This is a genomic window from Kineococcus esterisolvens, from assembly GCF_050871405.1.
Taxonomy (GTDB): domain Bacteria; phylum Actinomycetota; class Actinomycetes; order Actinomycetales; family Kineococcaceae; genus Kineococcus.
In genome coordinates, this window is sequence record NZ_JBJLRI010000025.1 from 16,945 (window position 1) to 42,759 (window position 25,815).

27 protein-coding genes are annotated in these 25,815 nt (G+C 75.6%); 12 read left to right on the top strand and 15 right to left on the bottom strand.

Annotation, left to right across the window (positions count from 1 at the left end; translation table 11 throughout):
- Positions 1-18 precede the first annotated feature (18 nt).
- Together ACRYR8_RS10190 and ACRYR8_RS10195 are read right to left on the bottom strand one after the other, a co-directional pair.
- Positions 19-1,698 carry a purine-cytosine permease family protein gene (locus ACRYR8_RS10190; protein ID WP_432484134.1) on the bottom strand — a complete coding sequence of 560 codons (1,680 nt, stop codon included), beginning with the start codon at positions 1,696-1,698 and terminating at the stop codon, positions 19-21.
- Between the two features lie 161 nt (positions 1,699-1,859).
- A complete protein-coding gene (locus ACRYR8_RS10195; RefSeq protein ID WP_432484132.1) occupies positions 1,860-2,987 on the bottom strand; it encodes an ABC transporter substrate-binding protein in 1,128 nt (375 codons plus the stop codon).
- Positions 2,988-3,043: 56 nt separating this feature from the next.
- Here ACRYR8_RS10195 and ACRYR8_RS10200 point away from each other — a divergent pair, with 56 nt between their 5' ends.
- The gene (locus ACRYR8_RS10200) at positions 3,044-3,454 is read left to right on the top strand and encodes a MarR family winged helix-turn-helix transcriptional regulator (protein ID WP_432484130.1); all 411 of its coding nucleotides are present in this window, start codon (positions 3,044-3,046) and stop codon (positions 3,452-3,454) included.
- On the opposite strand, the gene ACRYR8_RS10205 is transcribed toward ACRYR8_RS10200, so the two are convergent.
- From ACRYR8_RS10205 to hisN, 4 genes are all read right to left on the bottom strand, one after another.
- Positions 3,394-4,080 (bottom strand): SemiSWEET family transporter, encoded by a 687-nt coding sequence (locus tag ACRYR8_RS10205; protein WP_432484128.1) that lies wholly within the window; start codon positions 4,078-4,080, stop codon positions 3,394-3,396. The two genes, ACRYR8_RS10200 and ACRYR8_RS10205, sit on opposite strands and share 61 nt — an antisense overlap.
- 144 nt (positions 4,081-4,224) lie before the next feature.
- Positions 4,225-5,394: a mechanosensitive ion channel family protein gene (locus ACRYR8_RS10210; RefSeq protein ID WP_432484126.1), complete on the bottom strand. Its 1,170-nt coding sequence runs from the start codon at positions 5,392-5,394 to the stop codon at positions 4,225-4,227.
- 177 nt (positions 5,395-5,571) lie between these two features.
- Positions 5,572-6,351, bottom strand: a complete 780-nt coding sequence (locus tag ACRYR8_RS10215; protein WP_432484124.1) for a CPBP family intramembrane glutamic endopeptidase — start codon at positions 6,349-6,351, stop codon at positions 5,572-5,574.
- Positions 6,348-7,202, bottom strand: a complete 855-nt coding sequence (hisN, locus tag ACRYR8_RS10220; protein ID WP_432484122.1) for a histidinol-phosphatase — start codon at positions 7,200-7,202, stop codon at positions 6,348-6,350. Before hisN ends, ACRYR8_RS10215 begins: the two co-directional genes overlap by 4 nt.
- Before the next feature lie 132 nt (positions 7,203-7,334).
- On the opposite strand from hisN, the gene ACRYR8_RS10225 reads away from it, so the two are divergent.
- Positions 7,335-7,991: a vitamin K epoxide reductase family protein gene (locus tag ACRYR8_RS10225; protein ID WP_432484120.1), complete on the top strand. Its 657-nt coding sequence runs from the start codon at positions 7,335-7,337 to the stop codon at positions 7,989-7,991.
- Between the two features lie 51 nt (positions 7,992-8,042).
- Here ACRYR8_RS10225 and rsgA read toward each other — a convergent pair whose 3' ends face one another.
- The 3 genes from rsgA to ACRYR8_RS10240 form a co-directional block, all read right to left on the bottom strand.
- A complete protein-coding gene (gene rsgA, locus ACRYR8_RS10230) occupies positions 8,043-9,122 on the bottom strand; it encodes a ribosome small subunit-dependent GTPase A (protein ID WP_432484118.1) in 1,080 nt (359 codons plus the stop codon).
- A 15-nt stretch (positions 9,123-9,137) separates the two neighbouring features.
- Positions 9,138-10,487 carry a 3-phosphoshikimate 1-carboxyvinyltransferase gene (gene aroA / locus ACRYR8_RS10235; protein WP_432484116.1) on the bottom strand — a complete coding sequence of 450 codons (1,350 nt, stop codon included), beginning with the start codon at positions 10,485-10,487 and terminating at the stop codon, positions 9,138-9,140.
- Between the two features lie 85 nt (positions 10,488-10,572).
- Positions 10,573-11,085, bottom strand: a complete 513-nt coding sequence (locus ACRYR8_RS10240) for a DoxX family membrane protein (protein ID WP_432484114.1) — start codon at positions 11,083-11,085, stop codon at positions 10,573-10,575.
- A 129-nt stretch (positions 11,086-11,214) separates the two neighbouring features.
- On the opposite strand from ACRYR8_RS10240, the gene ACRYR8_RS10245 reads away from it, so the two are divergent.
- The 3 genes from ACRYR8_RS10245 (at position 11,215) to rsrA (ending at position 13,164) form a co-directional block, all read left to right on the top strand.
- A complete protein-coding gene (locus ACRYR8_RS10245; RefSeq protein ID WP_432484112.1) occupies positions 11,215-12,024 on the top strand; it encodes an SOS response-associated peptidase in 810 nt (269 codons plus the stop codon).
- 73 nt (positions 12,025-12,097) lie between these two features.
- Positions 12,098-12,877 (top strand): sigma-70 family RNA polymerase sigma factor, encoded by a 780-nt coding sequence (locus ACRYR8_RS10250; RefSeq protein WP_432484110.1) that lies wholly within the window; start codon positions 12,098-12,100, stop codon positions 12,875-12,877.
- The gene (gene rsrA, locus ACRYR8_RS10255; RefSeq protein ID WP_432484108.1) at positions 12,874-13,164 is read left to right on the top strand and encodes a mycothiol system anti-sigma-R factor; all 291 of its coding nucleotides are present in this window, start codon (positions 12,874-12,876) and stop codon (positions 13,162-13,164) included. Before ACRYR8_RS10250 ends, rsrA begins: the two co-directional genes overlap by 4 nt.
- 78 nt (positions 13,165-13,242) lie before the next feature.
- Here the strand turns inward: rsrA and ACRYR8_RS10260 are convergent, their stop codons facing one another.
- Entirely contained in the window at positions 13,243-13,317 is a 75-nt protein-coding gene (locus ACRYR8_RS10260) for a 50S ribosomal protein bL37 (RefSeq protein WP_099052597.1), read from the bottom strand.
- Between the two features lie 133 nt (positions 13,318-13,450).
- Here ACRYR8_RS10260 and ACRYR8_RS10265 point away from each other — a divergent pair, with 133 nt between their 5' ends.
- From ACRYR8_RS10265 to ACRYR8_RS10275, 3 genes are all read left to right on the top strand, one after another.
- Entirely contained in the window at positions 13,451-14,548 is a 1,098-nt protein-coding gene (locus tag ACRYR8_RS10265; RefSeq protein WP_432484398.1) for a type IV pilus twitching motility protein PilT, read from the top strand.
- 209 nt (positions 14,549-14,757) lie between these two features.
- Complete coding sequence (locus tag ACRYR8_RS10270) at positions 14,758-15,816, top strand: GlxA family transcriptional regulator (protein WP_432484106.1); 1,059 nt, start codon at positions 14,758-14,760, stop codon at positions 15,814-15,816.
- Positions 15,813-16,718, top strand: coding sequence for a YihY/virulence factor BrkB family protein (locus ACRYR8_RS10275; protein WP_432484104.1), 906 nt, complete (start codon positions 15,813-15,815; stop codon positions 16,716-16,718). The genes ACRYR8_RS10270 and ACRYR8_RS10275 overlap by 4 nt, the downstream gene beginning before the upstream one ends.
- Before the next feature lie 34 nt (positions 16,719-16,752).
- Here the strand turns inward: ACRYR8_RS10275 and ACRYR8_RS10280 are convergent, their stop codons facing one another.
- Positions 16,753-18,852, bottom strand: a complete 2,100-nt coding sequence (locus ACRYR8_RS10280) for a methyl-accepting chemotaxis protein (RefSeq protein ID WP_432484102.1) — start codon at positions 18,850-18,852, stop codon at positions 16,753-16,755.
- A gap of 79 nt (positions 18,853-18,931) precedes the next feature.
- Entirely contained in the window at positions 18,932-19,435 is a 504-nt protein-coding gene (locus ACRYR8_RS10285; RefSeq protein WP_432484100.1) for a DinB family protein, read from the bottom strand.
- 106 nt (positions 19,436-19,541) lie between these two features.
- Here ACRYR8_RS10285 and ACRYR8_RS10290 point away from each other — a divergent pair, with 106 nt between their 5' ends.
- Genes ACRYR8_RS10290 through ACRYR8_RS10300 form a run of 3 tightly spaced genes read left to right on the top strand, consistent with a single transcriptional unit; the run spans position 19,542 to position 22,145 of the window.
- Positions 19,542-20,336, top strand: a complete 795-nt coding sequence (locus tag ACRYR8_RS10290; protein ID WP_432484098.1) for an MOSC domain-containing protein — start codon at positions 19,542-19,544, stop codon at positions 20,334-20,336.
- Positions 20,329-21,327, top strand: coding sequence for a PDR/VanB family oxidoreductase (locus tag ACRYR8_RS10295; protein WP_432484096.1), 999 nt, complete (start codon positions 20,329-20,331; stop codon positions 21,325-21,327). Before ACRYR8_RS10290 ends, ACRYR8_RS10295 begins: the two co-directional genes overlap by 8 nt.
- Before the next feature lie 59 nt (positions 21,328-21,386).
- Positions 21,387-22,145: a GAF and ANTAR domain-containing protein gene (locus ACRYR8_RS10300; RefSeq protein WP_432484094.1), complete on the top strand. Its 759-nt coding sequence runs from the start codon at positions 21,387-21,389 to the stop codon at positions 22,143-22,145.
- Between the two features lie 19 nt (positions 22,146-22,164).
- On the opposite strand, the gene ACRYR8_RS10305 is transcribed toward ACRYR8_RS10300, so the two are convergent.
- From ACRYR8_RS10305 to ACRYR8_RS10315, 3 genes are read right to left on the bottom strand one after another with little or no spacing between them, the layout of a single operon-like run.
- Entirely contained in the window at positions 22,165-22,953 is a 789-nt protein-coding gene (locus ACRYR8_RS10305; RefSeq protein WP_432484092.1) for an amino acid ABC transporter ATP-binding protein, read from the bottom strand.
- Complete coding sequence (locus ACRYR8_RS10310; RefSeq protein WP_432484090.1) at positions 22,950-23,918, bottom strand: amino acid ABC transporter permease; 969 nt, start codon at positions 23,916-23,918, stop codon at positions 22,950-22,952. The genes ACRYR8_RS10305 and ACRYR8_RS10310 overlap by 4 nt, the downstream gene beginning before the upstream one ends.
- Positions 23,915-24,832, bottom strand: a complete 918-nt coding sequence (locus ACRYR8_RS10315; protein ID WP_432484088.1) for an ABC transporter substrate-binding protein — start codon at positions 24,830-24,832, stop codon at positions 23,915-23,917. Before ACRYR8_RS10315 ends, ACRYR8_RS10310 begins: the two co-directional genes overlap by 4 nt.
- Before the next feature lie 182 nt (positions 24,833-25,014).
- Here ACRYR8_RS10315 and ACRYR8_RS10320 point away from each other — a divergent pair, with 182 nt between their 5' ends.
- Entirely contained in the window at positions 25,015-25,779 is a 765-nt protein-coding gene (locus ACRYR8_RS10320; RefSeq protein ID WP_432484086.1) for an AAA family ATPase, read from the top strand.
- The last annotated feature ends 36 nt before the right edge of the window (positions 25,780-25,815 follow it).

Genomic DNA, 25,815 nt, shown 5'->3' on the forward strand with positions numbered 1-25,815 from the left:
CTCCCACGAGCCGCTCCGTCACGAGCGGGCGGGCAGCACGTGGTCGGCGACCTTGTCGGTGCTCAGGCACAGCGAGCACACGACGTCGTCGTGCGTGGCGCACGCGGTGAGGTCGGGGCGCTCGTAGTCCTGCCGGCACACGTGGCACGTGAGCACCTCGCCGGAGGGGTTGCCGTCGGCGTCGAACATCGGCAGCGCCAGGCCGTCGTCGTCGCGGCGCAGGTAGTACCGGCCCCGGGTGGCGATCGCCAGGACGGGCGGGCAGACGACGGCCAGCGCGATCGCGACGACGGGGGAGTAGGGCTGGATGCCGGGGCCGAAGGCGCCGAAGAACACGGCGATCGACAGGCCCGCGGACAGCAGCACCGAGGCGAACCCGACGGGGTTCACGGCGTACAGCATGCCGCGGCGGAACTCCGGCACCTTCGGGGAGATGCCCAGCAGGTGCTTGTTGACGACGATGTCGGTGGCGACCGTGATGACCCACGCCATCGCGCAGTTGGCGTAGAACCCGAGGATGGTGTTGAGGAAGTCGAACATGTTCGCCTCCATCAGCGTCAGCGCGATGACGAGGTTCACGACGACGAACACCATGCGGCCGGGGTAGCGCTTCGTGACGCGGGTGAAGGAGTTCGTCCACGCCAGCGAACCCGAGTAGGCGTTCGTCACGTTGATCTTGATCTGGCTGATGACGACGAGGACGACGGCCAGGGTCATGGCCAGCCAGCCGGGCATCATCTCCTCGTACACGCCGAGGAACTGGTGCACGGGCTCGTTGGCGGTGGCCGAGGCCTGCGGGTCCAGCGTGGCGATGAGGTACACGGCGATGAACAGCCCGACGGCCTGCTTGATCGCGCCGAAGACGACCCAGCCGGGCCCGGCCATCACCACGGCCGTCCACCAGCGCCGGCTGTTCTCCGCGGTGCGCGGTGGCATGAACCGCAGGTAGTCGATCTGCTCGGCGATCTGCGCCATGAGGGACAGGCAGACGCCGGCCGCGAGCAGCACCGAGGCCGCGCTGACCTGCGAGCCGCTGCCGTCGGCGCCGGTGTAGGCGAAGAACCCGCCCACGGAATCGGGGTTGGCGATGACCAGGTAGGCGAACGGGATCACCATGAGCACCAGCCACAGCGGCGTCGTCCACACCTGCAGGGCCGAGAGCACCTTCATGCCGTAGACGACCAGCGGGATGACGATGATCGTGGAGACCGCGTACCCGGCCCACAGCGGCACGCCCAGGCCCAGGTACAGCCCCTGGGCCATGATGGAGCCCTCGAGGGCGAAGAAGATGAACGTGAACGTGGCGAAGATGACGTTCGTCAGCACCGAGCCGTAGTACCCGAAACCCGACCCGCGGGTGATGAGGTCCAGGTCGATGTTGTAGCGGGCGGCGTAGTAGGCCAGCGGGAAACCGCTGACGAAGATGACCACGGCGGCCAGCGCGATGCCGAGCAGCGCGTTGACCGTGCCGTGGGCGATGCCGATGTTCGCGCCGATGGAGAAGTCGGCGAGGTAGGCGATCCCGCCGAGGGCCGACGTCGCGACGACGCCCGGCGTCCAGCGGCGGTAGCTGCGCGGCGCGAAGCGGAGGGTGTAGTCCTCCAGCGTCTCCGACGCCGCCGCGCTCCGGCGGGGAACGGTGCCGGTGCCGGTGCTCGTGCCGGTGGGCGGGGTGGCGCCCGGGGCGTGCTGGCTCATCGCGGGCCTCTCGACGGGGAAGCTTCCATGTGGAAGGACTGCGACGCTAGGGGCCCGCCGGCGGGCGCGGCAAACCCCGCGGGGGGTCGGAGAGAGCTTTTTACGATCGTGAAACACGCCGGAAACACACCTGCCCGGAGGGCGCCCGGCCGGGCCCGCGCTCAGGCGCGCGGGACGTCCCCGGCGCCGCTCACCCTGGCCAGCACGTCGAAACCCACCCCGTCGGCGAGCGCCACGTGCACCGGGTGGCCGACGACCCCGCGGCTGAGCCGCACCGTCCCGTGCGGGGAGTCCCAGGCCGCCCCGGCCAGGGCGCGCCGCACGTCCGACACCTGCGGGCGGTCCCCGCCACCCAGGCCCGCCAGCAGGCGCAGCGCCGAGTACGTCGCCTCCGCCATCGTCCCCGGCGCGGGCGTCGGGCCCGCCGGGCCGGTGCCCGCCAGCAGGTCGAAGGCGGTGGCGAAGCCCCGGGAGAACTCCGCCGCCGAGGCGCCGGGCAGCCCGGCGAACCAGCCCGCCGAGGCGAACAGGCCCCGGGTGGCGTCCGGGCCGCTGGCCAGCAGCATCGTCTCGTCCATGAACGGGCTGAACCGCGCCATCGCCGCGTCCAGGCCCGCGGCCGCGAACGCCCGGTTGAAGCGGACCCCGTCGGTGCCGACCAGCAGCATCAGCACCCCGTCCGCGCCGCTGCGCGCGCAGTCGGCCACGGCGGAGCGCCACGTCCCCTCGTCCCGGCACCCGAGGGGCACGAACCGGCTGCCGCGCAGCCCGGTCCCGGCGGCGGACAGCGCCCGTGCGACGCGGCGGGCCGTGGCGCGGGGCCAGACGTAGTCGTCCCCGACCACGAACCAGTGGCGTAGGCCCGCCGCGCCGCGCAGCCACTCCAGCGCGGCGACCACCTGCTCACCGGGCAGCTCGCCGCTGCACAGGACGCCGTCGTGGCGCTCACCGCCCTCGTAGGCGGTGGCGTACACGTACGGCACCCGGCCCGCCACGACGGGGGCCACGGCGCGCCGGACCGTGGACAGGTGCCAGCCGCTGACGGCGTCGACGGCACCGGCGGCCAGCAGGGCGGCCACCTCGCCGGCGACGGCCGCCGGCTCCGCGCCCGCGTCCACGTCCACCAGCTCCACGGGCCGCCCGCCGACGCCGCCGTCCCGGTCGACCTCGGCGGCGGCGAGCTCGGCCGCCGCGCGGCAGGCCGGCCCGAACATCCCCGAGGGCCCCCGTCGCGGCAGCAGCAGCGCCACGCGGTACGCGCCCGGCGCGGGGTGGGGGCGCTCTGCCATGCTGGGCACGATCCCACACCCGCCCCGGCGCGGGTCCCCGGTGGACGGAGCCCCGCGTGAGCGCATCGGACGTGCTGAGCACCCTGCGGCTGGCCGCCCTGGCGCAGGACCGCCTCGCCGGCGCCCTGCGGGGGCACGGCCTGACGGTGGACCGCTGGCGGGTGCTGGAGCACGTGGTGGCGGCCCCCGGCGCCTCGATGTCGGACGTCGCCGACGCGCTCGTGATGGCCCCGGCCACCGCGACCCGCGCCGTCGACGCCCTCGTGGAGACCGGCGCGGTGTACCGGGCGGCCGACCCCGCCGACCGCCGCAGGGTGGTGCTGCACCCGACCGCGGCGGGTGCCGCCCTGCGCGAGGGGGCGCGCCCCCTCGCCGAGGCCGTGGCCGCCGAGCTGGAGGTCGCCGCTCAGACGGCCAGCGCCACCGCCGGGCGCGCCAGCGCCACCAGCGGGCGCACCAGCAGCTGACCCGGCAGCCCGAAGCGGCCGGCGTGCAGGGCCCGCACCACGTGGCGCGGGGGCAGGCGGCGAGAGAGCACCACGCCGGCCAGCAGGACGGAGACCACCGAGCACACGACGACCGACGGCTGGCCGGTGGTCGCGCCGTACACGGTCCACAGCGTCGCCGACAGCTGCGTGAGCACGTACGTGCCGGGGGCCAGCCCCGCCAGCGAGCCGCTGCCGAAGGCGGTGCGCACCTGCGGCACCATCCGGACCAGGGAGACGGCGGTGGCGACCGCGCCGACGAGCGTGGCGCCCCCCGCCACGTGCGCGACGGCGACGACGGGCACCCAGGCGGCGACGGCGGCGTTGGCGCGCCTCAGCGGCACGCCCAGGCGGCGGGCGGCGAGCACGACGGTGGCGGCGGCGCACGCCAGGCCGGGCACGTTGGCCACCAGCTGGGCGGGGTCCATCAGCAGCAGGCCGTAGGTCAGCCAGGTGCCGGCCCCGAGCACCCCGAGCACCGAGGAGGAGAAGGACAGGCCGCTGGCGTCGGGGGAGCGCAGCAGGCGCAGGAGCTGGGGGACGCCGGTGGCGATGCCGACGGCGGCGGCGAGCAGACCGAGCGAGGAGATGAGGGCGTCGAGGGGCACGTGCCTGTTCTTCGTCCAGGCACCCGCCTCGACTTGACCGCACCTCCCCCTTGTGGCGCTGTGCTTCGCATCACACTTTCATCGAGCTGTCGCGTCCGTCTGGTAGTCAGCCGCGCAGCGGTTCGCGGACGCTCCGCGAACCGTTCAGCGCCGCGAGGCGCCCCGGTCGGCCGTGACGCCGTCCGGCCGGTCGCGGGTGAACCCCTGCGACCCGTCCTGCGCACCCTCGCGGGGAGCCTGCCGGGGCAGCGCGGTGCCGCCGCCGGTCTCCACCCGCACCCTCGGCAGCGCCTGCGGGTGCTCGCGCTGCAGCAGGCCCACGAGCTCCTCGCGCACCGCGCACCGCAGGTCGAACAGCTGCCCGCCGGAGTTCGCGCTCACCAGCACCCGGAACGTCACGAACGAGTTCTTCGCGTCGAGCACCTGCAGGCCGAAGGCCTTGGCGTTCCACAGCGGGTGCGCGTGCACGAACCGCTCCGCGTGCGCGCGCACGGCCTCCACCGGCACGCGCCAGTCGACGTCGAACTCGACGGTGCCGATGACGTCGGCGGAGTTGCGCGTCCAGTTCTCGAAGGGCGTGGTCGTGAAGTAGGTGGACGGCAGGATCAGCCGACGCTGGTCCCACACCCGCACCACCACGTACGTCAGCGTGATGTCCTCGATGTTGCCCCACTCACCGTCGATGACCACGACGTCGTCGACGCGGATGCCGTCGGTGAAGGCGATCTGCAGGCCCGCGAACACGTTCGCCAAGGCCGTCTGCGCCGCCAGGCCGGCCACCACCGACAGCAGACCGGCCGAGGCCAGCACGCTCGCACCCGCGGCCCGCGCCCCCGGGATCGTCAGCAGCATCGACGCGGCGGCGAGCACGACGATGAGCGCGACCACGACCCGCTTGAGCAGCGTCACCTGCGTGCGCCGCTGGCGCGCGCGCCGGTTGTCCTCCACGTCGATGCGGTAGCGGCGCAGCACCACGTCCTGCACGGCGTTCGCCGCGACCACCGCCAGCCACGCCACGAACGCCACCGTCATCAGCTTCAGCACGAAGAACGTCGGTGGCCGCCAGTCCGCGGCGCCGGTGTAGATGTCCAGCGACACGAGCACCGCGACGACCGCCAGCAGCCCGGCCAGCGGTCTGCGCACCCGGCGCCCGAGCGTGACGAGGATGGGGCGGCGACGGCCCAGCCGTCGCACCGCGAAGGCCGCCAGCTCGCCGATCAGGACGGCGACGACGGCGGAGGCGGCGGCCACGGCGAGGGTCAGCCACACCGAGTGGCTGATCGAGGGCAGGGCGGAGGCGAGGGACGAAGGCACTGCGGGCGGCTCCCGGGGATCGGTGACGGGGACGTCGGCGTCCGTCGGACCCCCTCCACGCTAGGTCAGCCCGCCGACGGCGGCAGCGCGGGAGCGCGCTGCGCGCCCATCCGCACGGAGCCCTCACAACCCTTCACCCGTCCGGTGCAGCCCCGGCTGCGGAAGGTGTGCGGCTGCTCACCCGGGCAGCCAGCTCACCTTCCCCACCAGCAGCGCGTACCCGATGAAGGCGACCACGTCGATCAGGGTGTGTGCGACCACCAGAGGCATCGCCCGGCCCCAGCGCTGGTACACCCAGCCGAAGACCAGGCCCATCGCCACGTTGCCGACGAACCCGCCCAGCCCCTGGTACAGGTGGTACGAACCGCGCAGCACGGCGCTGACCACCAGCGCCGGCAGCCACCGCACCCCCAGCTGCGACAGCCGGTGCAGCAGGTAGCCGGCGACGAGCACCTCCTCGAGGAGGCCGTTCTCCGCGGCCGCCAGCACCGAGACCGGCACGGCCCACCACACGTCCGGCAGCGTCGAGGCCGCCACGTTCGTGTTCAGGCCCGCCGCGCGCGCGCCCACGTACAGCACCAGCCCGCAGCCGCCGATCAGGGCCGCCAGGCCCAGCCCGCCCAGCAGGTCGCGGCCCGGCCTGCGCCCGTCCACCCCCAGCGTGCGCAGCGATTCCCCGCCCCGCGCCAGGAGGTACGCCACCAGCAGCACCGGCGCCAGGCCGGAGGCGATCGCCACGAGCTGCAGCGCCAGGTCCAGCCACGGACGGTCCGGCGCGTAGCTGCCCAGCACCGTGGACGTCTGCGCGTTCAGCGCCTCCGGCGCCGTCACCAGCCCGACGAACCGCACCAGCGCCCGCACGCCGCTCATGCCGAGCGAGACGGCGAAGACGGCGACGACCTCCCACGCGATCAGCCGGCGCTCGCGCGGGTCGGTGACCACCGCCGGTGCGCTCACGGCGCGGGCGGCTGCTCGGGCAGACCCAGGTGCTCCAGGGCCGCGGCGTGCAGGTGGCCGTTGGTGACCACCGCGTTCCCGCCGTGCGGGCCGTCCACGCCCGCGCGGGAGGTGAAGCGCCCCCCGGCCTCGGTCACGATCGGCACCAGCGCGGCCATGTCGTGCAGCGCCAGCTCCGGCTCGGCGGCGATGTCCACCGCGCCCTCCGCGAGCAGCATGTACGACCAGAAGTCGCCGTAGCCGCGGGTGCGCCACACCGTGCGCGACAGCTGCAGGAACCCCTCCAGGCTGCCGGTCCCCTCCCAGCCGGTGAGCGAGGAGTACGCGAAGGAGGCGTCGGCGAGGTCGGTGACGCCGCTGACGGAGATGCGCGTCGCCGTCGACAGGCTGCGCCCCGTCCACGCGCCCGAGCCCTTCGACGCCCACCAGCGCCGCTGCAGCGCCGGCGCGGAGACCAGCCCCACCACGGGCTCGCCGTCGTCCAGCAGGGCGATGAGGGTCGCCCACACCGGCACCCCCCGCACGAAGTTCTTCGTGCCGTCGATCGGGTCCACCACCCACTGCCGGGGCCCGTGCCCCACCAGGCCGAACTCCTCGCCCAGCACCGCGTCGCGCGGGCGGGTGCGCTTGAGCGAGGAGCGGATCAGCTCCTCGGCGGTGCGGTCGGCGTCGGTGACCGGCGTCAGGTCCGGCTTGGTGTCCACCGCCAGGTCCAGCGCCCGGAAGCGGTCCATCGTCACGCCGTCCACCTGGTCGGCCACGACGTGCGCCAGGCGCAGGTCGTCGTCGTAGCGGAGCCGGGCGGCGGGCGCCGGTGCGGAGGAGGACGCGGGGGAGGAGGGGGTGGGCACCCGGCGAACCTACCGCCGTCCCCGGCCCGGGACGGGACCTCCGGCCCGTCCAGCGAGCTCCCAGGTGCGCCGAGGATGCTGTGAGGACGCCCGGCACCCGCCGGGTGCGCAGCGGACCAGCACGGAGGAGCGATGGCCGGCACCACCGCGGCGGCGCGGCGGCACGAGGACGAGCACGACGGGGAGCACCTGTCCCACCTGCCGGTCTCCCGGCGCGCCCGGGGCCTGCTGCTCGCCCTCGGCGGAGCGATCGGCCTCCTGGCCTCGATGGTCCTGACCGTCGAGCGCTTCCGGCTGGCGACCGAGCCCGGTTACCGGCCCAGCTGCAGCGTCAACCCCTTCATCTCCTGCCAGACGGTCATGGAGAGCGCCCAGGCGGAGGTTTTCGGCTTCCCCAACCCCCTGATCGGCATCGGCGCCTTCGCGGTGACCACCACGCTCGGCGTGCTGCTGCTGTCGGGCACCGAGCTGCCGCGGTGGGTGGAGCGCGGCTTGCTGCTGGGGCTGGGGCTGGGGCTCGTCCTCGTCGGCTGGCTCGTCGAGCAGGCGCTGTTCACCATCCACGCCCTGTGCCCGTACTGCACGGTGGTGTGGGTCGTGGTGATCACGACCTTCTGGGTGTCGCTGGCCGACGGCCTGGACCGCGGGCTGCTGCCCGTGCCCGCGCCGCTGCGGCCCGTGGCGCGAGCGGTCGTCGACTTCCGGGTGCTGCTGGTCGTGGTGACCCTGGCCGCGGTCGCCGCCCTGGTGGGCGTGTCCTTCTGGGACTACTGGGTCACGCTGCTCTGAGCGGGTCCCCGCCCCGGGCAGCGCGAGCCGCGTCGCCCGGTCCCGCCCGTGTCAGTCCCTGTCGTGCGCGTGGTCGCGGTCCCGCTCACGAGGGCGCTCGTCGTCACGCTCCTCGCCGCGGCGCGCGGACAGCAGTCGCCGGAACGACGCCAGCCGCGCCGGCCCGGCCGTCCCGGCGCGCCCCTGCTCGACCCACCCGTCCAGCGCGCAGTCCGGCTCGTCGTGCGTGCAGCCGCGCGGGCACGCCTCCTCGCCCGCCGCCAGGTCGGGGAACGCGCTCAGGACCGCCTCGGGGTCCACGTGCGCCAGGCCGAAGGAGCGCACCCCCGGGGTGTCCACGACCCAGCCGTCGCCGTCCGGCAGCCGGAGCGCGGCCATCGACGTGGAGGTGTGCCGGCCGCGGCCGGTGACGGCGTTGACGTGGCCCGTGGCGCGCCCGGCGTCGGGCACCAGGGCGTTGACCAGCGTGGACTTGCCCACCCCGGAGTGCCCCACGAGCACGCTGGTGCGCCCGCGCAGCCGCTCGAGCACCCCCTCCAGGCCCACCAGCGCCCCACCGGGCCCCCGGGAGGTCACCACGGCGTCCAGGCCCAGCGGGGCCCACGTCGACAGGACCTCCTGCGCCGGGCGCAGGTCCCCCTTGGTCAGGCACAGCAGCGGGCGCATCCCCGCCACGTACGCCGCCACCAGGCAGCGGTCCACCATGCGAGCGCGCGGCTCGGGGTCGGCCACGGCCGTCACCACCACGAGCTGGTCCGCATTGGCCACCACCACGCGCTCCACCGGGTCGGTGTCGTCGGCGGTGCGGCGCAGCACCGTGCGGCGCTCCTCGATGCGCACGATGCGCGCCAGGGTGTCGGTGCGCCCGGAGGTGTCGCCCACCAGGCCCACCCGGTCGCCCACGACGACGCCGGTGCGGCCCAGCTCGCGCGCCCGCATCGCCGTGACCGTCCGCTCGGCCGGCGTGCCCGGCTCGGCCAGGCAGGTGGACCGGCCCCGGTCCACCGCCACCACGAGCGCGGGCACCGCGTCGGCGTGCGCGGGGCGCTCCTTGGTGCGCGGGCGCGAGCCGCGCGGGTTCGGCCGCACCCGGACGTCGTCCTCGTCGTAGCGGCGACGGCGCTCGCTCACGCTGCACCCACCTGCTCAGGCCCCCGCGACCATGGCCGTCCACATGCCGGGGAAGTCCGGCAGCGTCTTGCCCGTCGTCGCCACGTCCTCCACGAGCACCCCCTCGACGGCCAGTCCGAGCACGGCGCCGGCGGTGGCCATCCGGTGGTCGGCGTAGGTGCGGAACACCCCGCCGTGCAGCGGCCGCGGGCGCACCAGCAGCCCGTCGGCGGTCTCCTCGGCGTCGCCGCCGAGGGAGTTCACCTCGGTGACCAGCGCGGCGAGGCGGTCGGTCTCGTGCCCGCGCAGGTGCGCGATGCCGCGCAGCCGCGTCGGGGTGGAGGCCAGCGCCGCCAGCGCGGTGATGACCGGGGCCAGCTCCCCGGCCTCGCGCAGGTCGAGGTCCAGCCCGTACAGCTCGCCGGTGCCCTGCACCACCAGGCCCTCGCGGTCGAGGGTCACGTCCGCGCCCATCTGGTCGAGCACGTCGCGCAGCAGGTCCCCGGCCTGGGTGGTGGCCTGCGGCCAGCCCGGCACCCGCACCCGCCCACCGGCGACGGCCGCCGCGGCCAGGAACGGGCCGGCGTTCGACAGGTCCGGCTCGACGTGCACGTCCAGGGCGTTGACCTCGCCGGGCTCCACCGCCCAGCGCCCCGGGGTGGCGTCGTCCACCACGACGCCCGCGTCGCGCAGCACCTCCACGGTCATCCGCACGTGGGGGGCGCTGGGCAGCTCCGGGCCGTCGTGGACGACCTCCAGCCCGTCGCGGCAGCGCGCTCCCACCAGCAGCAGGGCCGAGACGAACTGGCTGGAACCGGAGGCGTCGATGCGCACCGGCCCGCCGCGCAGGCCCCCGGCCGGGCCCCGCACCGTGAAGGGCAGCAGCCCGCGGCCGCCGTCCTCCACCACCGCGCCGAGCTGGCGCAGGCCGTCGAGCACGGCACCCATGGGGCGCTCGCGCGCGCGGGGGTCGCCGTCGAACGCCACCGGCTGCTCGGCCAGCGCCGCGACGGGGGGCAGGAAGCGCATGACGGTGCCGGCCAGGCCGCAGTCGACGCGCCCGCCGCCGGTCACGGGCCCGGGGTGCACGAGCCAGTCGCCCTCGTCCACGCCTTCCACCCCCAGCCCGCCGACGACCACGTCGGCGCCCAGGGCGCGCAGGCCGTCGGCCATGAGCAGCGTGTCGCGTGAGACGAGGGGCGCGCGCAGCAGCGAGGGGCGCTCGGCGAGGGCGGCCACCACGAGGTAGCGGTTCGTCAGCGACTTCGAGCCGGGCACGGGGACCACGGCGTCCAGCGGGCCGGTGGCGCGAGGAGCGGGCCACAGCTCCGGCGCGGGCCGGTCCGGTCGTGACGGGGGGACGGCGTCGGCGGTCGTCGGGCTCACGCGGGCATCCTCGCAGCAACCCCCGACGGTCCTCGACCCGCGGGCCGGGACCGCCGGGGGAGCCGGCCCGCGGGGGCGCGGCGGGTCAACCGACCTTGGCGGCCGCCAGCTGCAGGTCCTTGCGGCCCGCCTCGGCGGCGTGGGCGGCCTCGCGGGCCGCCACGCCGGCCAGCCGCTTGGCGTCCCGCCCGGCACGGCCCGCCCGCCACAGCACGCCCGGCTTGCCGGCGGTGTCCACGGCGGCCAGCAGCGCGGCGCCGAGCAGGCCGACGTCCTTGAGGAAGTCGCCCAGGACCTCCGAGCGCACGGCGCGGTCCTTCTCGGTCCAGAAGGGGTGGGCGACGTACGCGGTGGGGGCCGCGGTGGCCGCCAGCACGGCCGCCGCGAGCCGGGGCGCCCGGCCCAGGCCGAAGAGCACGCCGGCACCGGCCATCGCGGCGCCGTTCAGACGCACCAGCAGCACCGGGTCCTGCGGCAGCTGCAGCGGCCCCGCGAGCCGCTCGGTCACGGGCTCGGCGGCAGGCGCCAGGTCGGGCGCCCGGCGCACCTGGTCGATGCCGGTCTTGATGAAGACCGCGGCGAGCATCGGTCGGGCCACACGTCGCACCAGAGTCATGGGAGTTGCCTACCGCACCCGCGCGCCGGGCGCACCTGCCGGGTCCGCGCGTGGTCGGCGCGTGGTCCGCGCCGGTGCACCGTGTCGGCGGCGCGTGCCAGGGTGCTCCCCGTGTGCGGTCGGTACGCCCTGCAGCGAGACGTCGACGAGCTGGTCGAGGGGTTCGAGGTCGAGGAGGTGGCCCTGGGGCCCGGCGGTCCCCTGCGCTCGGCCAACGTCGCGCCCACCACCGCGCCCCCCGTGGTCCTCGAGCGCTTCCGCAAGGGGGAGCCGGACGCCCCGCCCAGCCGCTCCCTGCGCGCCCTGCGCTGGGGCCTGGTGCCGTCGTGGTCGAAGGACGCCTCCGGCGGGCCGCGGGCGCTGAACGCCCGCGCCGAGACGCTGCTGGAGAAGCCGTCCTTCGCGCAGGCGGCGCTGGCCCGCCGCTGCCTGGTGCCGGTCGACGCCTGGTACGAGTGGCAGGTCAGCCCCGTCGCCCGCGACGACGCGGGTGAGCCCCTCAAGCAGCCGTTCGCCGTCTCCGCCGCCGACGGCTCGGTGCTGTCGCTGGCGGGCGTGTACGAGTTCTGGCGGGACCCGGCCGGGGCGCCGGGCGACCCCGCCCGCTGGCTGGTCAGCTTCGCGGTCGTCACCACGGCGGCCGAGCCCGGCCTGGACCGGCTGCGCGCGCGGATGCCGCTGGTCGTGCCGCCCGACCTGCGCGACGCCTGGCTCGACCCCACCCTCGACGACGCCGAGGACGTGGGCGCGCTGCTCGGCGCGGTCCCTCGCGACCAGTTCGCCACGAGCCTGCGCGCGCACCCCGTGCCGCGGGCGGTGGGCGACGTGCGCCAGGACGGCCCGCACCTGCTGGCGGAGGTGCCCGCCGCGCACCTGCGCGGCGTCGTGGACCTGCGCACGGGGGAGGTCGTCGGCGCGTGAGCCCGCTCCCGCGGCGGGGGAGCGCGGGAGCGCCCGGCGGAATGGCGCTCCCGGCGGCGGCGTTGTGGCGGTCATGCTGGTGGCTGACAAGACCGGTGCCCGCACCGCGTCCCGCACCGCGTCCCGCCCCGCCGCGGGACCGCCGGGCCGGCGCGACGACAGTCGCCCCGGCCGGACGACGGGCGCCCTGAGCGCGCGGCGCGGTGAGGGCCTAGGCTCGGGACCGATGACCGAACAGACCTCGAGGGCACCCTCGGAGGAGACGGCCGACGAGCGGGCGGCGCGCTTCGAGCGCGACGCCCTGCCCTTCCTCGACCAGCTGTACTCCGCGGCGCTGCGCATGACGCGCAACCCCTCCGACGCCGAGGACCTCGTCCAGGACGCCTTCGCCAAGGCCTACGGGGCGTTCCACCAGTACGCGCCTGGCACGAACCTCAAGGCCTGGCTGTACCGGATCCTGACGAACACGTACATCAACACGTACCGCAAGAAGCAGCGCGAGCCGCAGCAGTCCCACTCCGACGAGATCGAGGACTGGCAGCTGGCGCGGGCGGAGTCGCACACCTCCTCGGGTCTGCGCTCGGCGGAGACCGAGGCGCTGGACCACCTCCCCGACTCCGACGTCAAGCGCGCCCTGCAGCAGGTGCCGGAGGACTTCCGCATGGCGGTGTACCTCGCCGACGTGGAGGGCTTCGCCTACAAGGAGATCGCCGAGATCATGGGCACCCCCATCGGGACCGTGATGTCGCGACTGCACCGCGGCCGGCGCCAGCTGCGCGAGCTGCTGCGCGACTACGCGGTGGGCCGGGGCGTGTCGGGTGCCACCGGGCGGGAGAAGGAGGCGGCGTCGTGAGCGGTTCCCGAGAGCGCGAGGGCGCCACCGCCGAGGGTCAGCTGAAGCAGGAGTGCCGCGAGGTCCTCGAGCGTGCGTTCGAGTACCTCGACGGGGAGATGGCCGAGCTCGACTGCGAGCGGCTGAAGGCCCACCTGCTCGAGTGCGTCAGCTGCGTGGCGCAGCTCGCCGAGGACGAGCAGCTCAAGCGGGCCATCCGCGAGGGCTGCCCCTGCGAGGCGGCGCCCACCCAGCTGCGCACGCGCATCCTCGTGCAGATCACCGAGGTCAGCGCCTCGGTGCGCTGAGCCCCGCACCCGCCGCAGGACGGCGAGAGGCCCCGGACCTGCCGGTCCGGGGCCTCTCTCGCGCTCCGCGGCGCCCGTTCAGGCGTTGGGGCGCTTGCCGTGGTTCGCGGCGTTGCCCTTGCGCGAGCGGCGCTTGCGGCCTCGCTTGCTCATGAGCTGCTCCTCCCTCGTCGAGATCTCCGGTGCCCATGGTCCCACGGGGTGAGGGGTGCTCAAGGTCGGGCCCGGGGTGCCCGATGCGGGCTGGGTGACGATCGCGCAGACCCCGGCGGTGCCCGCGGGACGGGTGGCCCCGGAGGCGCCCGAGCCCCTCATCGCCCCGTACCTGCGGGCGCTGGTGGAGCTGCGGGGCTCGGACCTGCACTGCAAGGCCGGGTCCCCGCCGCGCGTGCGCATCGACGGGCGGCTGCGTCAGCTGCAGGCGCCGACCCTGACGGCGGAGGACACCGAGGAGATGCTGCGGCAGATCCTGCGCCCCGACCTGGTCGAGGAGTTCGCCCGCACCAGCGAGGCCGACTTCGCGCACAGCCCGCCGGGCGGGGGTGGTCGCTTCCGCGTCAACGCCTTCCGCCAGCGCGGTGCCGTGGGTCTCGTGCTGCGCCGCGTGGCGGCCAGGGCGGTGCCGCTGTCGGGGCTGGGCGTGCCGCCGGTGCTGGAGCAGCTGGCGCTGGAGCACCGCGGCCTGCTGCTGGTCACCGGCCCCACCGGCTCGGGCAAGACGACGACGCTGGCCGGGATGATCGACCACGTCAACACCGTGCGGGAGAGCCACATCGTCACCATCGAGGACCCCATCGAGATCCTCCACGACGACAACCGCTCGATCGTCAGCCAGCGCGAGGTGCGCCTGGACACCGCGGACTTCGCCACCGCCCTGCGCGCGGCGATGCGCCAGGACCCCGACGTCATCCTCGTCGGTGAGATGCGCGACACCGAGACGGTCAAGGCGGCCCTCTCGGCGGCGGGGACCGGGCACTTCGTGATGTCGACGCTGCACACGATCGACGCGGCGGAGACGATCTCGCGGATCATCGACTTCTTCCCCCCGCACGAGCAGAAGCAGGTGCGCCTGGCGCTCGCGGGTTCGCTGCGCGGCATCGTGTGCCAGCGGCTGGTGCCGCGCGCCGACGGCCGGGGCCGGTGCGTCGTGATGGAGGTCTGCGTGAACACCGGGCGCATCGCCGACGCCATCGCGGACCCGGACAAGACCCACCACATCACGGACCTCATCCGCGAGGGCGCGTACTACCAGATGCAGACCTTCGACCAGCACCTCGTGGCGCTGGTGCGCGACGGCGTGGTCACGCTGGAGGACGCCCAGCAGGCTGCCACGAGCCCGCACGACCTCGGGGTGGAGCTGCGGCGTCTCGGGCTGCTGGCCTGAGGCTCCACTCGAGCGGGGCGCGGGTGCCGGCGTGCCGCGACCAGGCCAGCGGGCCCAGTGCCGGGGGGACGACGAGGACGGTGAGCCAGAACCAGTCGGAGAAGTCCATGCGCTGAGCGTGCCGCGGTGCGCCCGCGGCGCCGAGTGGCAGTCCTGCCGATGTTCGTCGCCATCCTGCCAACTCCGGCCGGCGCTGGCAGACTGCCCCCGTGCACCCCCTGCGCTCGGTCGCCGTGGTCGTCGGCGAGGGCTTCTCGACCTTCGAGTTCGCCATCGGCTGCGAGGTCTTCGGCATCGACCGCACCGAGGACGGCGTGCCCGCCTTCGACTTCACCGTCTGCTCGCCCGGCGGGGCGCCCGTGCGCTCCGCCCAGGGCTTCACCCTGACCCCCGACCACGGGCTCGACCCGGTCGACGCCGCCGACCTGGTCGTCATCGGCCCCTCGCAGTCGCTGCACGGGCCGGACGTCGCGGTCCTGGCCCCCCACCTGGACGCCGCCCTCGCCCGGGGAGCCACCGTCGCCAGCCTGTGCAGCGGCGCCTTCACCCTGGCCCGCGGCGGCTACCTCGACGGCCGGCGCGCCACGACCCACCACCGCTACGCCGCCCGGCTGGCCCGGGAGTTCCCCGCCGTGCAGGTCGTCCCCGACGTCCTCTACGTCCAGGACGGGCCCATCGCCACCAGCGCAGGCACCGCGGCCGGCATCGACCTGTGCCTGCACCTGGTGCGCGAGCACCACGGCAGCGCCGTGGCCACCGCCATCGCCCGGCGCATGGTCGTGCCCCCGCACCGCGACGGCGGCCAGGCCCAGTACGTCGAGGCGCCCGTGCGGCCCTGCGCCGACGAGTCCCTGCAGCGGGCCCTGGCCTGGGCGGCCGCCCACCTGGACGAGGAGGTCGACGTCGCCCGCTGGGCGCGCTCGGCGGCCATGTCGCCGCGCACCTTCGCCCGCCGCTTCCGCGCCGAGACCGGCGTCACCCCGCACCGCTGGCTGCTGGAGCAGCGCATCGGTGCGGCCCGGCTGCTGCTGGAGGACGGCGATGAGGGCGTCGACGAGGTCGCCCGCCGCTGCGGGTTCTCCTCCGCGGCGATGCTGCGCCAGCACTTCGTGCGCCTGGTGGGCACCACGCCGACCGCCTACCGCCGCTCCTACCGCGGCGCCCGCGCCCCCCGGGCCACCCCCATCACGCTGCCCCCGGCGCACCCGCCCGCGACGCACCCACCTGCCGGGGTCGTGCCCGCGCAGGCCGTCCCGGCCGGCGCGTGAGCCGCGCCGCGGTGGGCCGCGCCGCGTGGCTGCGCTCGCTGTTCGCCGACGTCCGCGGGCGCCTGCTGGGGCACGACCTGTTCCTGGTCTCCGCCGGCGTGACGTTCTACGCCGCGATCGCCCTGGTGCCCTCCCTGGTCGTCGCGGTGCGGCTGCTGGCCCTCGTGCTCGGTCCCGAGCGCGTGGTCGAGCTCGGCGACGCCGTCGGGCAGGCGCTGCCCTCCGCGCAGGGCGCCGGCCGCGTGGTGGGTGACCTGGTGCGCACCGCCGTGGACGTCGGCTGGGGCGCGGTGGTCTTCGCGCTCGTCCCGGCCACCGTGTACGGCGAGGGGCTGCGACGGGGTTTCGCCCGCGTCAGCGCCCGGCACCCCGCCCCGCCGCCGCGGCCGGTGCGCGGGCGCGCCGGCGCCTGGGGCGTGCGGCTGCGCGCTGCGCCGCTGCTGCTGCTGGCGCCCGTGGGGTTCCTGGCGGTGCTGGAGGTCGCCCCCTTCCTGGCGCGCTGGTTCGGTTCCGGGGCGTGGGGCACCGCGCTGGCCGTGTACGTCGCCCTCAACGTCGACTGGCTCGTGGTCTCGCCGGTGCTGCTGTACGTCTACCGGGTGCTGGGCCCGGTGCGCACCGGCTGGCGGGCCAGCCTGTGGGGCGCCTACGCCACCGGGGCGTTCGTCTCCGGGTTCCTGCAGGGCTTCGTGTTGTTCCTGGCCATCCCCGTCGACCTCGGCTCGCCGTTCGGCGGTTACACGCAGGTGGGCGGGGCTGTGGCGGTCTGCCTGTGGCTGTGGGTGCTGACGGCGCTGACGGTCTACGGCTACGCCGTCACCCTGGAGCTGCAGCGCCGCTTCGAGCCGCCGGGGCCGGGCGCGTCGACGGGGGCGCGGGCCGCCTCCCACCCCCGCGTCTGACGGACCGGCCCCGCGCCACGCCCTCGCCGGGCCGTCAGAGGGTGAACTGGCGGGTCACGGCGTCCAGGTCGGCGGCGACCTGACCCAGCTCCGAGACCGCCGAGCGCACCGACCCGACCTGCTCGGTGGTGCCGGTCACCGAGCCCGCCGCGGCCGACAGCGCCCCGGCGATGCCGCCGGAACTGGTGGCCGCGCACTGCAGCGTCACCCCGATCGAGGTGGTCGTCGCCAGCTGCTGGGCCACCGCCGAGGCGATCGTGGCCTGCTGGGCGTCGATGTGCGCGATCGTGCGCGAGATGGAGTCGATGTCGGCGCGCACCGCCGCCGCCTCGGCCTGCACGGCCGTCAGGGTCGGGGCGATCTCCTCGGTGGCCTGCGCGGTCTGGCGCGCCAGCTCCTTGACCTCCTCGGCCACGACGGCGAACCCGGCGCCCGCCTCCCCGGCGCGCGCGGCCTCGATGGTGGCGTTCAGCGCGAGCAGGTTCGTCTGCCCCGCGATCGCGGTGATGGTGCGCAGCACCTCGGCGATCTGCTGGGACGAGCCGCCCAGCCGCTCCACGGTCCCGGTGGCGGTGCGGGCCAGCTGCACGGCCTCGCCCGCCACGACCGTGACGCCGCTGGTCGTGGAGGAGACCTCGTCGGCGGCCGCGCGCAGCTGCTCGACGGCCTCGGCGACGTCGCGCACGCCCTCGGAGACGCCGCCGGCGTCCCCGGCGACCTGCGTGATGTCGGTGGCCGTGCTGTCGGCGGTCTCGGCCAGCTGCGCGCTGGCGCTCTCCAGCGAGGCGGCGGTGCCCGTCAGGCGGCCGGCGCCGCGGCTCATCGCCGTGACCGCCTCGCGCATGCCGTTCACCGCGTCGTCCAGGGCGCTGCCCATCTCGGCGAGCTCGTCGCCTCGCCCGTCGGCGGCCGCGGCCACCGACAGGTCGCGCGCGGCGACGCGGCGCAGGACGCCCGTCAGGCGCTCGATGCGGCGCACCAGGCCCCGGGCGAGCACGGCGATCAGCACGCCCAGGACGGCGGCGATCGCCAGCCCGGCCAGCACGTTGTCGCGCACCAGGGCGGTGCGCTCACCCTCGATGCGGTCGGTGACGGCGGCGGTGTCCGCGTCCGGCAGCCAGCTGGTGACCACCCAGTCGTAGGGGGCGTAGCGGGACACGCCGACCGTCTGCGGGCCGGAGGGCAGTTCGACGGTGATGGTGGTGAAGCCGCCGTCGGGCAGGTCCGCGGCCAGCTCCAGCAGGCGCTCCACGTAGGCGTCGCCGTTCGCGTCGCGCGCGTCGAGCACCGCGTCGCCGTCGGCGGTGCCCTCAGGGGCGACCACGGCCGTGCCGCGGGAGGCGGCGGCGCTGGAGAAGACGGCGTACTGCCCGGTGCGCCCCACGGTCGCCTCGGCCAGCCGTGCGCGCAGGTCGTCGGTGACGTCGGCCTGCGGCAGGCCCACGAAGACGGCGCCGGCGACCTCGCCGTCGACGAGCAGTGGCTCGTAGACGGTGACGTACTGCTGGTCCACGACCGTCGCGGTGCCGTGGTAGGTCTCGCCGGCCAGCAGCGCCGCCACGACGGGTGTGGCGCTGCCGTCCTCCTTCACCGCGGGGATGTACGTGCCGATGGCGCGCTCGCCGTTCGCCCCGACGACGGTGGTCGCCACCCGCAGCATGTCGCCGGTCTGGCCGACGCGCTGGAAGACGGTGACGGCCGCACCGGTCAGGCGGGCGACGGCGTCCACGCCCGGGACGGCGGCGGCCGGGTCGGACTCCTGCCCCAGCCACGTGTCGCCGAAGCGCAGCTGCGGGAGCGTCACCCGGGTGACCTCCTTGGTGACCTGGTTCGTCGCCGTCCACGTGGCACTGCCCTCCAGGCGGGGCGCGCCCATGGACAGCAGCCGCTCGTCGGTGATGCGCAGGTCGCCGTCCAGCTGCGACTGCACCGCGACGGCCTGGGTCGCCACGGTGGTCAGCACCTGCCCACCGGCGTCGCGCAGGGACTGCTCGGACATCGCCTGCACGTCGCCCGAGGTCGCGTCGGCCAGCTCGCCCACCTGCCAGGCGCTCAGCGCGCTGAGCAGGCCGGCGGTGACGGCGACGGCCCCGACGCCGGGGACCAGGAGCTGGGAGCGCAGCGAGGAGGCCACGGCCCCCCATCGGCACCCGCGGCCGGGATCTTCGTCCCCCGGGGGGAGAAGTTCGCCCGGGCCACGGTGCCGGGGTGCCTCAGGACGCCGGGCGCTCGCCGGTGCGGCCGTCGAGCAGCTCGCGCAGCACGTCGGCGTGCCCGGCGTGCCGGGCGGTCTCCTGCACCATGTGCACCAGGACCCAGCGCAGCGAGACCGCCGCGCCGTGCCGGTCGGTGCCCCGGTCGGTGAGCTTGAGGTCGGCGACCACCGCGTCGGAGGCGGCGCGGGCCCGCGCGTAGTAGGCGAGGACGCCCTCGGTGGTCTCCCAGGGGTGGATGCGCCACTCCGCGTGCGGGTCCTCTGCCAGGGACTCGTCGGGCACCTCCTCGTTCGCCCGACCGAACGTGCGCCCGAACCAGCCGTTCTCCACCGAGGCCAGGTGCTTGGCGATGCCCAGCAGCGAGGTCCCCGAGGGCACGAGGGGCTGCCGCAGGCGCTCGTCGTCCAGGTCCTCCAGCTTCCACAGGACCGCCCGGCGCTGCTCCTCCAGGGCGGCCACCAGGATGCGCTTCTCACCGGCTGTGCCCACGACGCTCGTCACGGTGAGCAGGGTAGTGCTCACCGCGCTCCGCGCAGCCGGGTCCGGGCCGCACCGGCCGCGGTCGCCACCCCCCGGGCCCGCCGCCGGCGCTCGCTACGGTGGCGCCGTGACGACGGCGGTGGACAGCACCGGTGCCCGGGTGGAGGCGCTGCACGTGTACCCGGTCAAGGGCCTGAGCCCGCAGCCGCTGCACGAGGTGGAGCTGAGCGCGGGCCGGGCCCTGCCCTTCGACCGCGTCCTGGCCCTGGCCCGCCCGGGCGGGGAGTACGCGCCGGGGGTGCGCCGCGGCATCTCCAAGCGCCAGTTCTTCGTCCTGGTCGACGAGGCCCGGCTGGCGGGGCTGCGCACCCACCTGGACACCGCCACGGGCGTGTTCACGGTCGCCGTGCGCGAGCACGAGGTGCTGCGGGCCGACCTGCGCACCGGCGAGGGCGTGCGGCGGGTGCTGGAGCTGTTCGCGCGGGTCCTGGACCTGCCGGCCGGGGTGCTGCCGGTGTGGGCGCACGAGGAGGGCCGGCGCTTCACCGACACCGCCCCGGGCGGCGACGAGGCGATGGAGCTCGTCTCGGTGCTCAACCTCGCCTCGGTGCGCGAGTTCGCCGGTCGCGTCGGTGCCGCCGTGGACCCGCTGCGCTTCCGGGCCAACGTGCACGTCGACGGCCTGCCCGCCTGGAGCGAGCTGGACCTCGTCGGCCGCAAGTTCACCCTCGGCGGCGTGCGGGTGCGCGGGGAGAAGCCCACGGTCCGGTGCGCCGCCACCGAGGTCGAGCCCGGCACCGGCCGGCGCGACCTGCCGGTGCCGCAACTGCTCTCGCGCCACCACGGTCGCGAGGTCATGGGCCTCTACGTGCGGGTCCTCTCCGGCGGGACGCTCGCCGTGGGCGGTGGGGTGCGTGGGTGAGGACCTGCGGCTGCGGGTCGCCGAGACGGAGGACCTGACGCCCTCGGTGCGCCGCTTCGTGCTGGTGGACCCGGCCGGCGGCCCGCTGCCCGGGTACCGCAGCGGCGCGCACGTCGCCGTGAGCACCCCGGCGGGGCACCGCCGCAGCTACAGCCTCGTCGAGCCCGGGTCGCGCGCCCCGCAGCGGTACGTGCTGTGCGTGCGCCGCGACGTGGCGGGCCGCGGCGGGTCGGTGAGCATGCACGACGACGTCGCCGTCGGTGACGAGCTGGCCGTCTCCGAGCCCGCCAACGCCTTTCCGCTGCGCCGCGCGCGGCGGTACCTGTTCATCGCCGGCGGCATCGGCATCACCCCGGTCCGCTCGATGGTGGGCGAGCTGCGCGCCCGCGGCGGTGCGCAGGTCACCGTCCTGTACCTGACGCGCAGCCCGGGGGAGACCGCGTTCCTCGACGAGTTCGCCACCGACGGCGCGGTGCTGCACCACAGCTCCCTGCACGGCCGGCTGGACCTGTGGCCGTACCTGGCCGAGCCGGACGACGACGCCCGCGTGTACTGCTGCGGGCCCACCGAGCTCGTCCAGGAGGTCCTGGCCCTGACGGTGCACTGGCGGCCCAGCCGCGTGCACGTGGAGGACTTCGCCGGTGTGGACGCCCTGGGCGGGCGCCGCACCCCCTTCACCGCGGTGTGGGCGCCCACGGGCGCGCGCGTCCCGGTGGGCGCGGACGCGACGCTGCTGGCGGCGCTGGCCGGCGCCGGGATCGCGGTGGACGCCTCGTGCGCCTCGGGGACCTGCGGGACCTGCCGGCTGCGGCTGCTGTCCGGCGAGGCCGAGCACCGCGACCTCGTCCTGACCGAGCAGGAGCGCTCCGCGTTCGTCATGCCGTGCGTGTCGCGGGCGGTGTCGGAGGAGCTCGTCGTGGGGCCCGCGGGCCCCGTGGACGCCGCGGGGCCGCCGCGGCCCGCGTTCGGCGGCGGGGCGGCGGTCCACTAGGGTGGTGGACCACACGGTTCAAGCGAGAGCCTCGTAACCACAGCCGGTGGAGGCCAGGCGTGACGTCGGTGACCGACCCGACGACCCCCGAAGAACCAGTGGTCGCCCTCGCGGTCATCGCCCAGCAGCTGCTCGCGGACGTCCGCCGCGCGCAGACCTCGGAGCAGGCGCACGAGGCGGTCGTCGCCGCGTGCCTGACGGCCGCGCCCGGCCTGGCGGGGGTCAGCGTGACCGTGCGCCGCGGCTCGCGGGCGTCGACGACCGTGAGTTCCCACCCCCTCGCCCTGCGGGCCGACGAGGTGCAGTACGGCGCGGGTGAGGGGCCCTGCCTGGAGGCGATCGCCTCCGGGCACGTCGTCGACGTCCCGGACCTGCGGCGCGACGCCCGGTGGCCGCGGGCCGCGGTGGGGATGAGCGAGGCCGGGGCCGCCAGCGTGCTGTCCGTGCCGCTGGTCGCCGAGGACGAGCTGGAGTGGGCCGCCGGCGTGAACCTGTACGCCGACCACCCGCGCGGCTTCGACGCCGCCCGGCGTGCCCGGATCGACGTCGTCGCCGCGCTGGCCGCGGCGAGCACCGCCGCCCACGGCCACCGCGAGCGCGCGTCGAACCTGCAGGAGGCCGTCGCCTCCAACCGCGACATCGGCGCCGCCGTCGGCATCCTCATGGCGCTGGGCAAGCTGACCCGCGACCAGGCGCTGGGCGAGCTGCGCAGGGTGTCGCAGCACGCCAACCGGAAGCTGCGCGACGTCGCCGACGACGTGCTGCGGACGGGGACGCTGCCGGAGCCGGCGACCACCAGGCGGCCGGCCTCGCACTGAGGCCGGCCCCCCCGGCGGCTCAGCCCTCCTCGCGCACCCGCGCCAGGAACGTGCGGGTGCGCTCGTGGCGCGGGGCGCCGATGACGTCCGCGGGCGAGCCGTGCTCGACGACGATGCCGCCGTCCATGAACACCACCTGGTCGGCGACCTCGCGGGCGAACGCCACCTCGTGGGTCACCACGATCATCGTGGTGCCCTCCGCGGCCAGCTCGCGCATCACCGCCAGCACCTCCCCGACGAGCTCGGGGTCCAGCGCGGAGGTCGGCTCGTCGAAGAGCATGAGCTTGGGCTGCATCGCCAGCGCCCGGGCGATCGCCACCCGCTGCTGCTGCCCACCGGACAGCTGCGCGGGGTAGTTGCCCACCCGGTCGCCCAGTCCGACGCGCTCCAGCAGGGCCAGCGCCTGCTCCCGGGCCTCGGCCCTGCCGACGCCGCGCACGTGCACGGGCGCCTCGACGACGTTCTCCAGCGCCGTCATGTGCGGGAAGAGGTTGAAGCGCTGGAACACCATGCCGATGTCGCGCCGCTGGCGGGCGGTGCGCTCGTCGGTCAGGCGGTGCAGACGCCCGCCGCGCTCCTCCAGGCCGATGAGCTCGCCGTCGACCCGGATGCGCCCGCCGTCGATGCGTTCCAGGGCGTTGATGCACCGCAGGAAGGTCGTCTTGCCCGACCCGGAGGGGCCCAGCAGGCACACGACCTCGCCGGCGTGCACATCGAGGTCCACGCCGCGCAGCACCTCCACGTGCCCGAACGACTTGTGGACGTTCACCGCCTGCACGAGGGGCGCCGGGGCGCCGGGGGCGCTCACTTCTGCGCCCCCGGTCCGACGGCGACGCCGGCCGCTGCGGGGCGCGCGGCCGGCCCCCCGCCGAACCCGCGCCCGAAGCGCCGTTCCAGGAAGTGCTGCCCGACCATCAGCACGCTGGTCAGGACGAGGTAGTAGATCACCGCCGAAGCCAGCGCGGGCAGCACCTGGTACGTGCGGCCGCTGATCAGCGTGACCTGGTAGAAGAGCTCCACGGTCACCGGCAGCGCGCTGAGCAGCGAGGTGTCCTTCACCATCGCGATGACCTCGTTGCCCGTCGGCGGCACGATGACGCGCATCGCCTGCGGCAGGACGACCCGGCGCATCACCTGCCGCCGGGTCATGCCCAGCGCGGCGGCGGCCTCGTGCTGGCCCCGGTCGACGCTGAGCAGGCCGGCGCGCGCGATCTCCGCCATGTACGCGGCCTCGGACAACCCCAGCGCCAGCACGCCGCCGGCGTACCCGCCGAGCCATGCGTAAACCGTCGCCTGGTCCACGGAGAAGAACCGCAGCTCCGGCGTGCCGAGGGCGTCGGTGAGCAGGAAGTCGAACGGCACGCCGAGCGAGAGCCCGTCCGCGAACAGGGCCCCGAGGGTTCCGGTGAGGAACAGCAGCACGTAGCGGGGGATCGAGCGGAAGAACCACGTGTACACCCACGCAGCGCCCGACAGGAGCGGGTTGTCCGACAGCCGGGCGATCGCCAGGAGGACACCGACGACGACGGCGACGACCATGGCCAGCACCGTCATGAGCAGGGTGCCCAGCAGCAGCCCGCGGATGACCGCCGTCTGGTTCATCACCTCCAGGGTGAACGCCCAGTCGAACGCCGGGCTGGTCACCAGCAGGTGCGCGAGCATCGCGACGAGCACCGCGATGACCGCCAGCGCCACCCACCGCCACGGGTGGCGCACCTCCACCGCGTCGATCCGCCCGGGACGGGCGTCCTCGACGGAGCCGTGCTCGCTCACTGCGCCGGGTTCACCGGGAACTCGTCCACGGCGCCGTCCTGCGCGCCCCACGCCTCGATCGCGGCGTCGTAGGCGCCCTCCTCGGCGAGGGCCTGGAACGCCTGCGAGATCGCCTCGGCGGTCTGCGTCTGCTCCTTCGGCACGACGACGCCGTAGGGGGCGGCGTCGTACACGTCGCCGACCAGCTCGATGCCCTCGGTCTGCTGCACGGCGTACCCCAGGACGGGGGAGTCGGCCAGCACGGCCTGCACCCGACCCTGCGCGAGCGCCGCGGTGGCGTCCTGCTGGGAGTCGAAGGGGACCACGTCGAGGGCGGGTCGGCCCGCGTCGGCGCACGCCTGCTGGCGGGCGGGCAGGTCCACGTCGGCCTGCACGGTGCCGTTCTGGACGGCGACGGTCGCGCCGCAGGGGGACTCCGGGTCGATCCCGTCGGGGTTGCCCTCGCGCACCGCCCACTGGGTGCCGGCGTTGAAGTACTGGACCATGTTCACCTGCTGCAGCCGCTCGGCGTTGACGGTGAACGAGGAGATCGCCGCGTCGTAGCGGTTGCCCTGCACGCCGGTGATGAGGGTGTCGAACCCGGCGTTCTGGTACTCGGCCTCGACCCCCAGCTTGGCGGCCACGGCGTCCATCAGGTCGATGTCCATGCCGACGACCTCCCCGCCGCGCAGGAACTCGTTGGGCGCGTACTCGGCGTTGGTGCCCACGCGCAGCACGCCCGAGTCCTGCACGGACTGCGGCAGCATCGCGGTCAGCGCCGGGTCGGCGGCGACCTCGGGGGCCGCGGCCGGCGCCGAGGACGCGGACGAGCCCCCGGACAGCGAGTCGGACCCGCACCCGGCCAGCGCCAGGGCGCCGAGCGCGACGGTGCCTGCGGCACCGAGGATCGACCTGCGGGGAGTGCTGAGGAGCACGGACGTACCTCCGGAGTCGTGGTGAGCCAGGACAGTGTGGACCACCGCGGGGACCGCCGACGCACGGCGGCCCTCTCGCGAGGGGTTCGTTACGCGGATGTCACACGGGTGCAGCACGGTCCACCCGCGCGCTCGCGCAGCGTGCCCGGCGGGTGTCGGTGGGCTGCGGCAGGGTGGTCCGCGTGCCGACCCAGGAACCGCCCCCCGCCCGGCCCGTGCGCCGCGTCGAGCGCGTCCCGGGCGCCCCGGTCGACCCCGGCGCCTGGCCAGATTCGGTGCCGGCCGTGGCGCAGCTGCTGCGCGAGGGGCTGGAGCTGCCCGCCGGGGTGACGTTCCTCGTCGGCGCCAACGGCACGGGCAAGTCCACCGTCGTCGAGGCGGTCGCGGAGGTGCTGGGCGTGCACCCCGAGGGCGGTTCGGCCGCCCACCTGGCCGGCGCGGACCGCGGCCGCGGCGCCGACCGCTCCGGGCTCGCCGACCGGCTGCGCGCGGTGCGCTCGCCCGGGCGGCGCGGACCGGCGTTCTTCCTGCGCGCCGAGACCGCGCACCGCTTCTACACCTACCTCGAGGAGGCCGCGCACCCGGGCGAGGGGCCACCGCCGCCCCACCCGCTGCACCGCCTCAGCCACGGGGAGGGGTTCACCGAGGTGCTCCTGCGCAGCCGGTGGGTGCGCGAGGCGCCGGTCCTGCTGCTCGACGAGCCCGAGTCGGCGCTGTCGTTCGAGAACCAGCTGCTGCTGGGTGCCGCGCTGGCCGGCGCGGCCGCCGAGGGGCGACAGGTGCTGTGCGCCACCCACTCGCCGCTGCTGACCGCGCTGCCGGGTGCCCACGTGCTCCAGCTCGACGGGCACGGCCTGGCGCCGGTGGCGTGGGAGGAGCTGGAGGTGGTGCGCGAGTGGCGCTTCTTCCTCGACGCCCCCGAGCGCTACTGGCGGGGCGTGCTCTGACGCGGGGGCCGGAGCGCGGCCCGCACCGCCCGGCCG

What these genes read in the sequence shown, in the direction of transcription:
- ACRYR8_RS10195 (WP_432484132.1), bottom strand. Translation starts at nt 2,987, where the DNA reads ATGGCAGAGCGCCCCCACCCCGCGCCGGGCGCGTACCGCGTGGCGCTG.
- ACRYR8_RS10225 (WP_432484120.1), top strand. Translation starts at nt 7,335, where the DNA reads ATGGCCGGCACCACCGCGGCGGCGCGGCGGCACGAGGACGAGCACGAC.
- ACRYR8_RS10190 (WP_432484134.1), bottom strand. Translation starts at nt 1,698, where the DNA reads ATGAGCCAGCACGCCCCGGGCGCCACCCCGCCCACCGGCACGAGCACC.
- ACRYR8_RS10250 (WP_432484110.1), top strand. Translation starts at nt 12,098, where the DNA reads ATGCTGGTGGCTGACAAGACCGGTGCCCGCACCGCGTCCCGCACCGCG.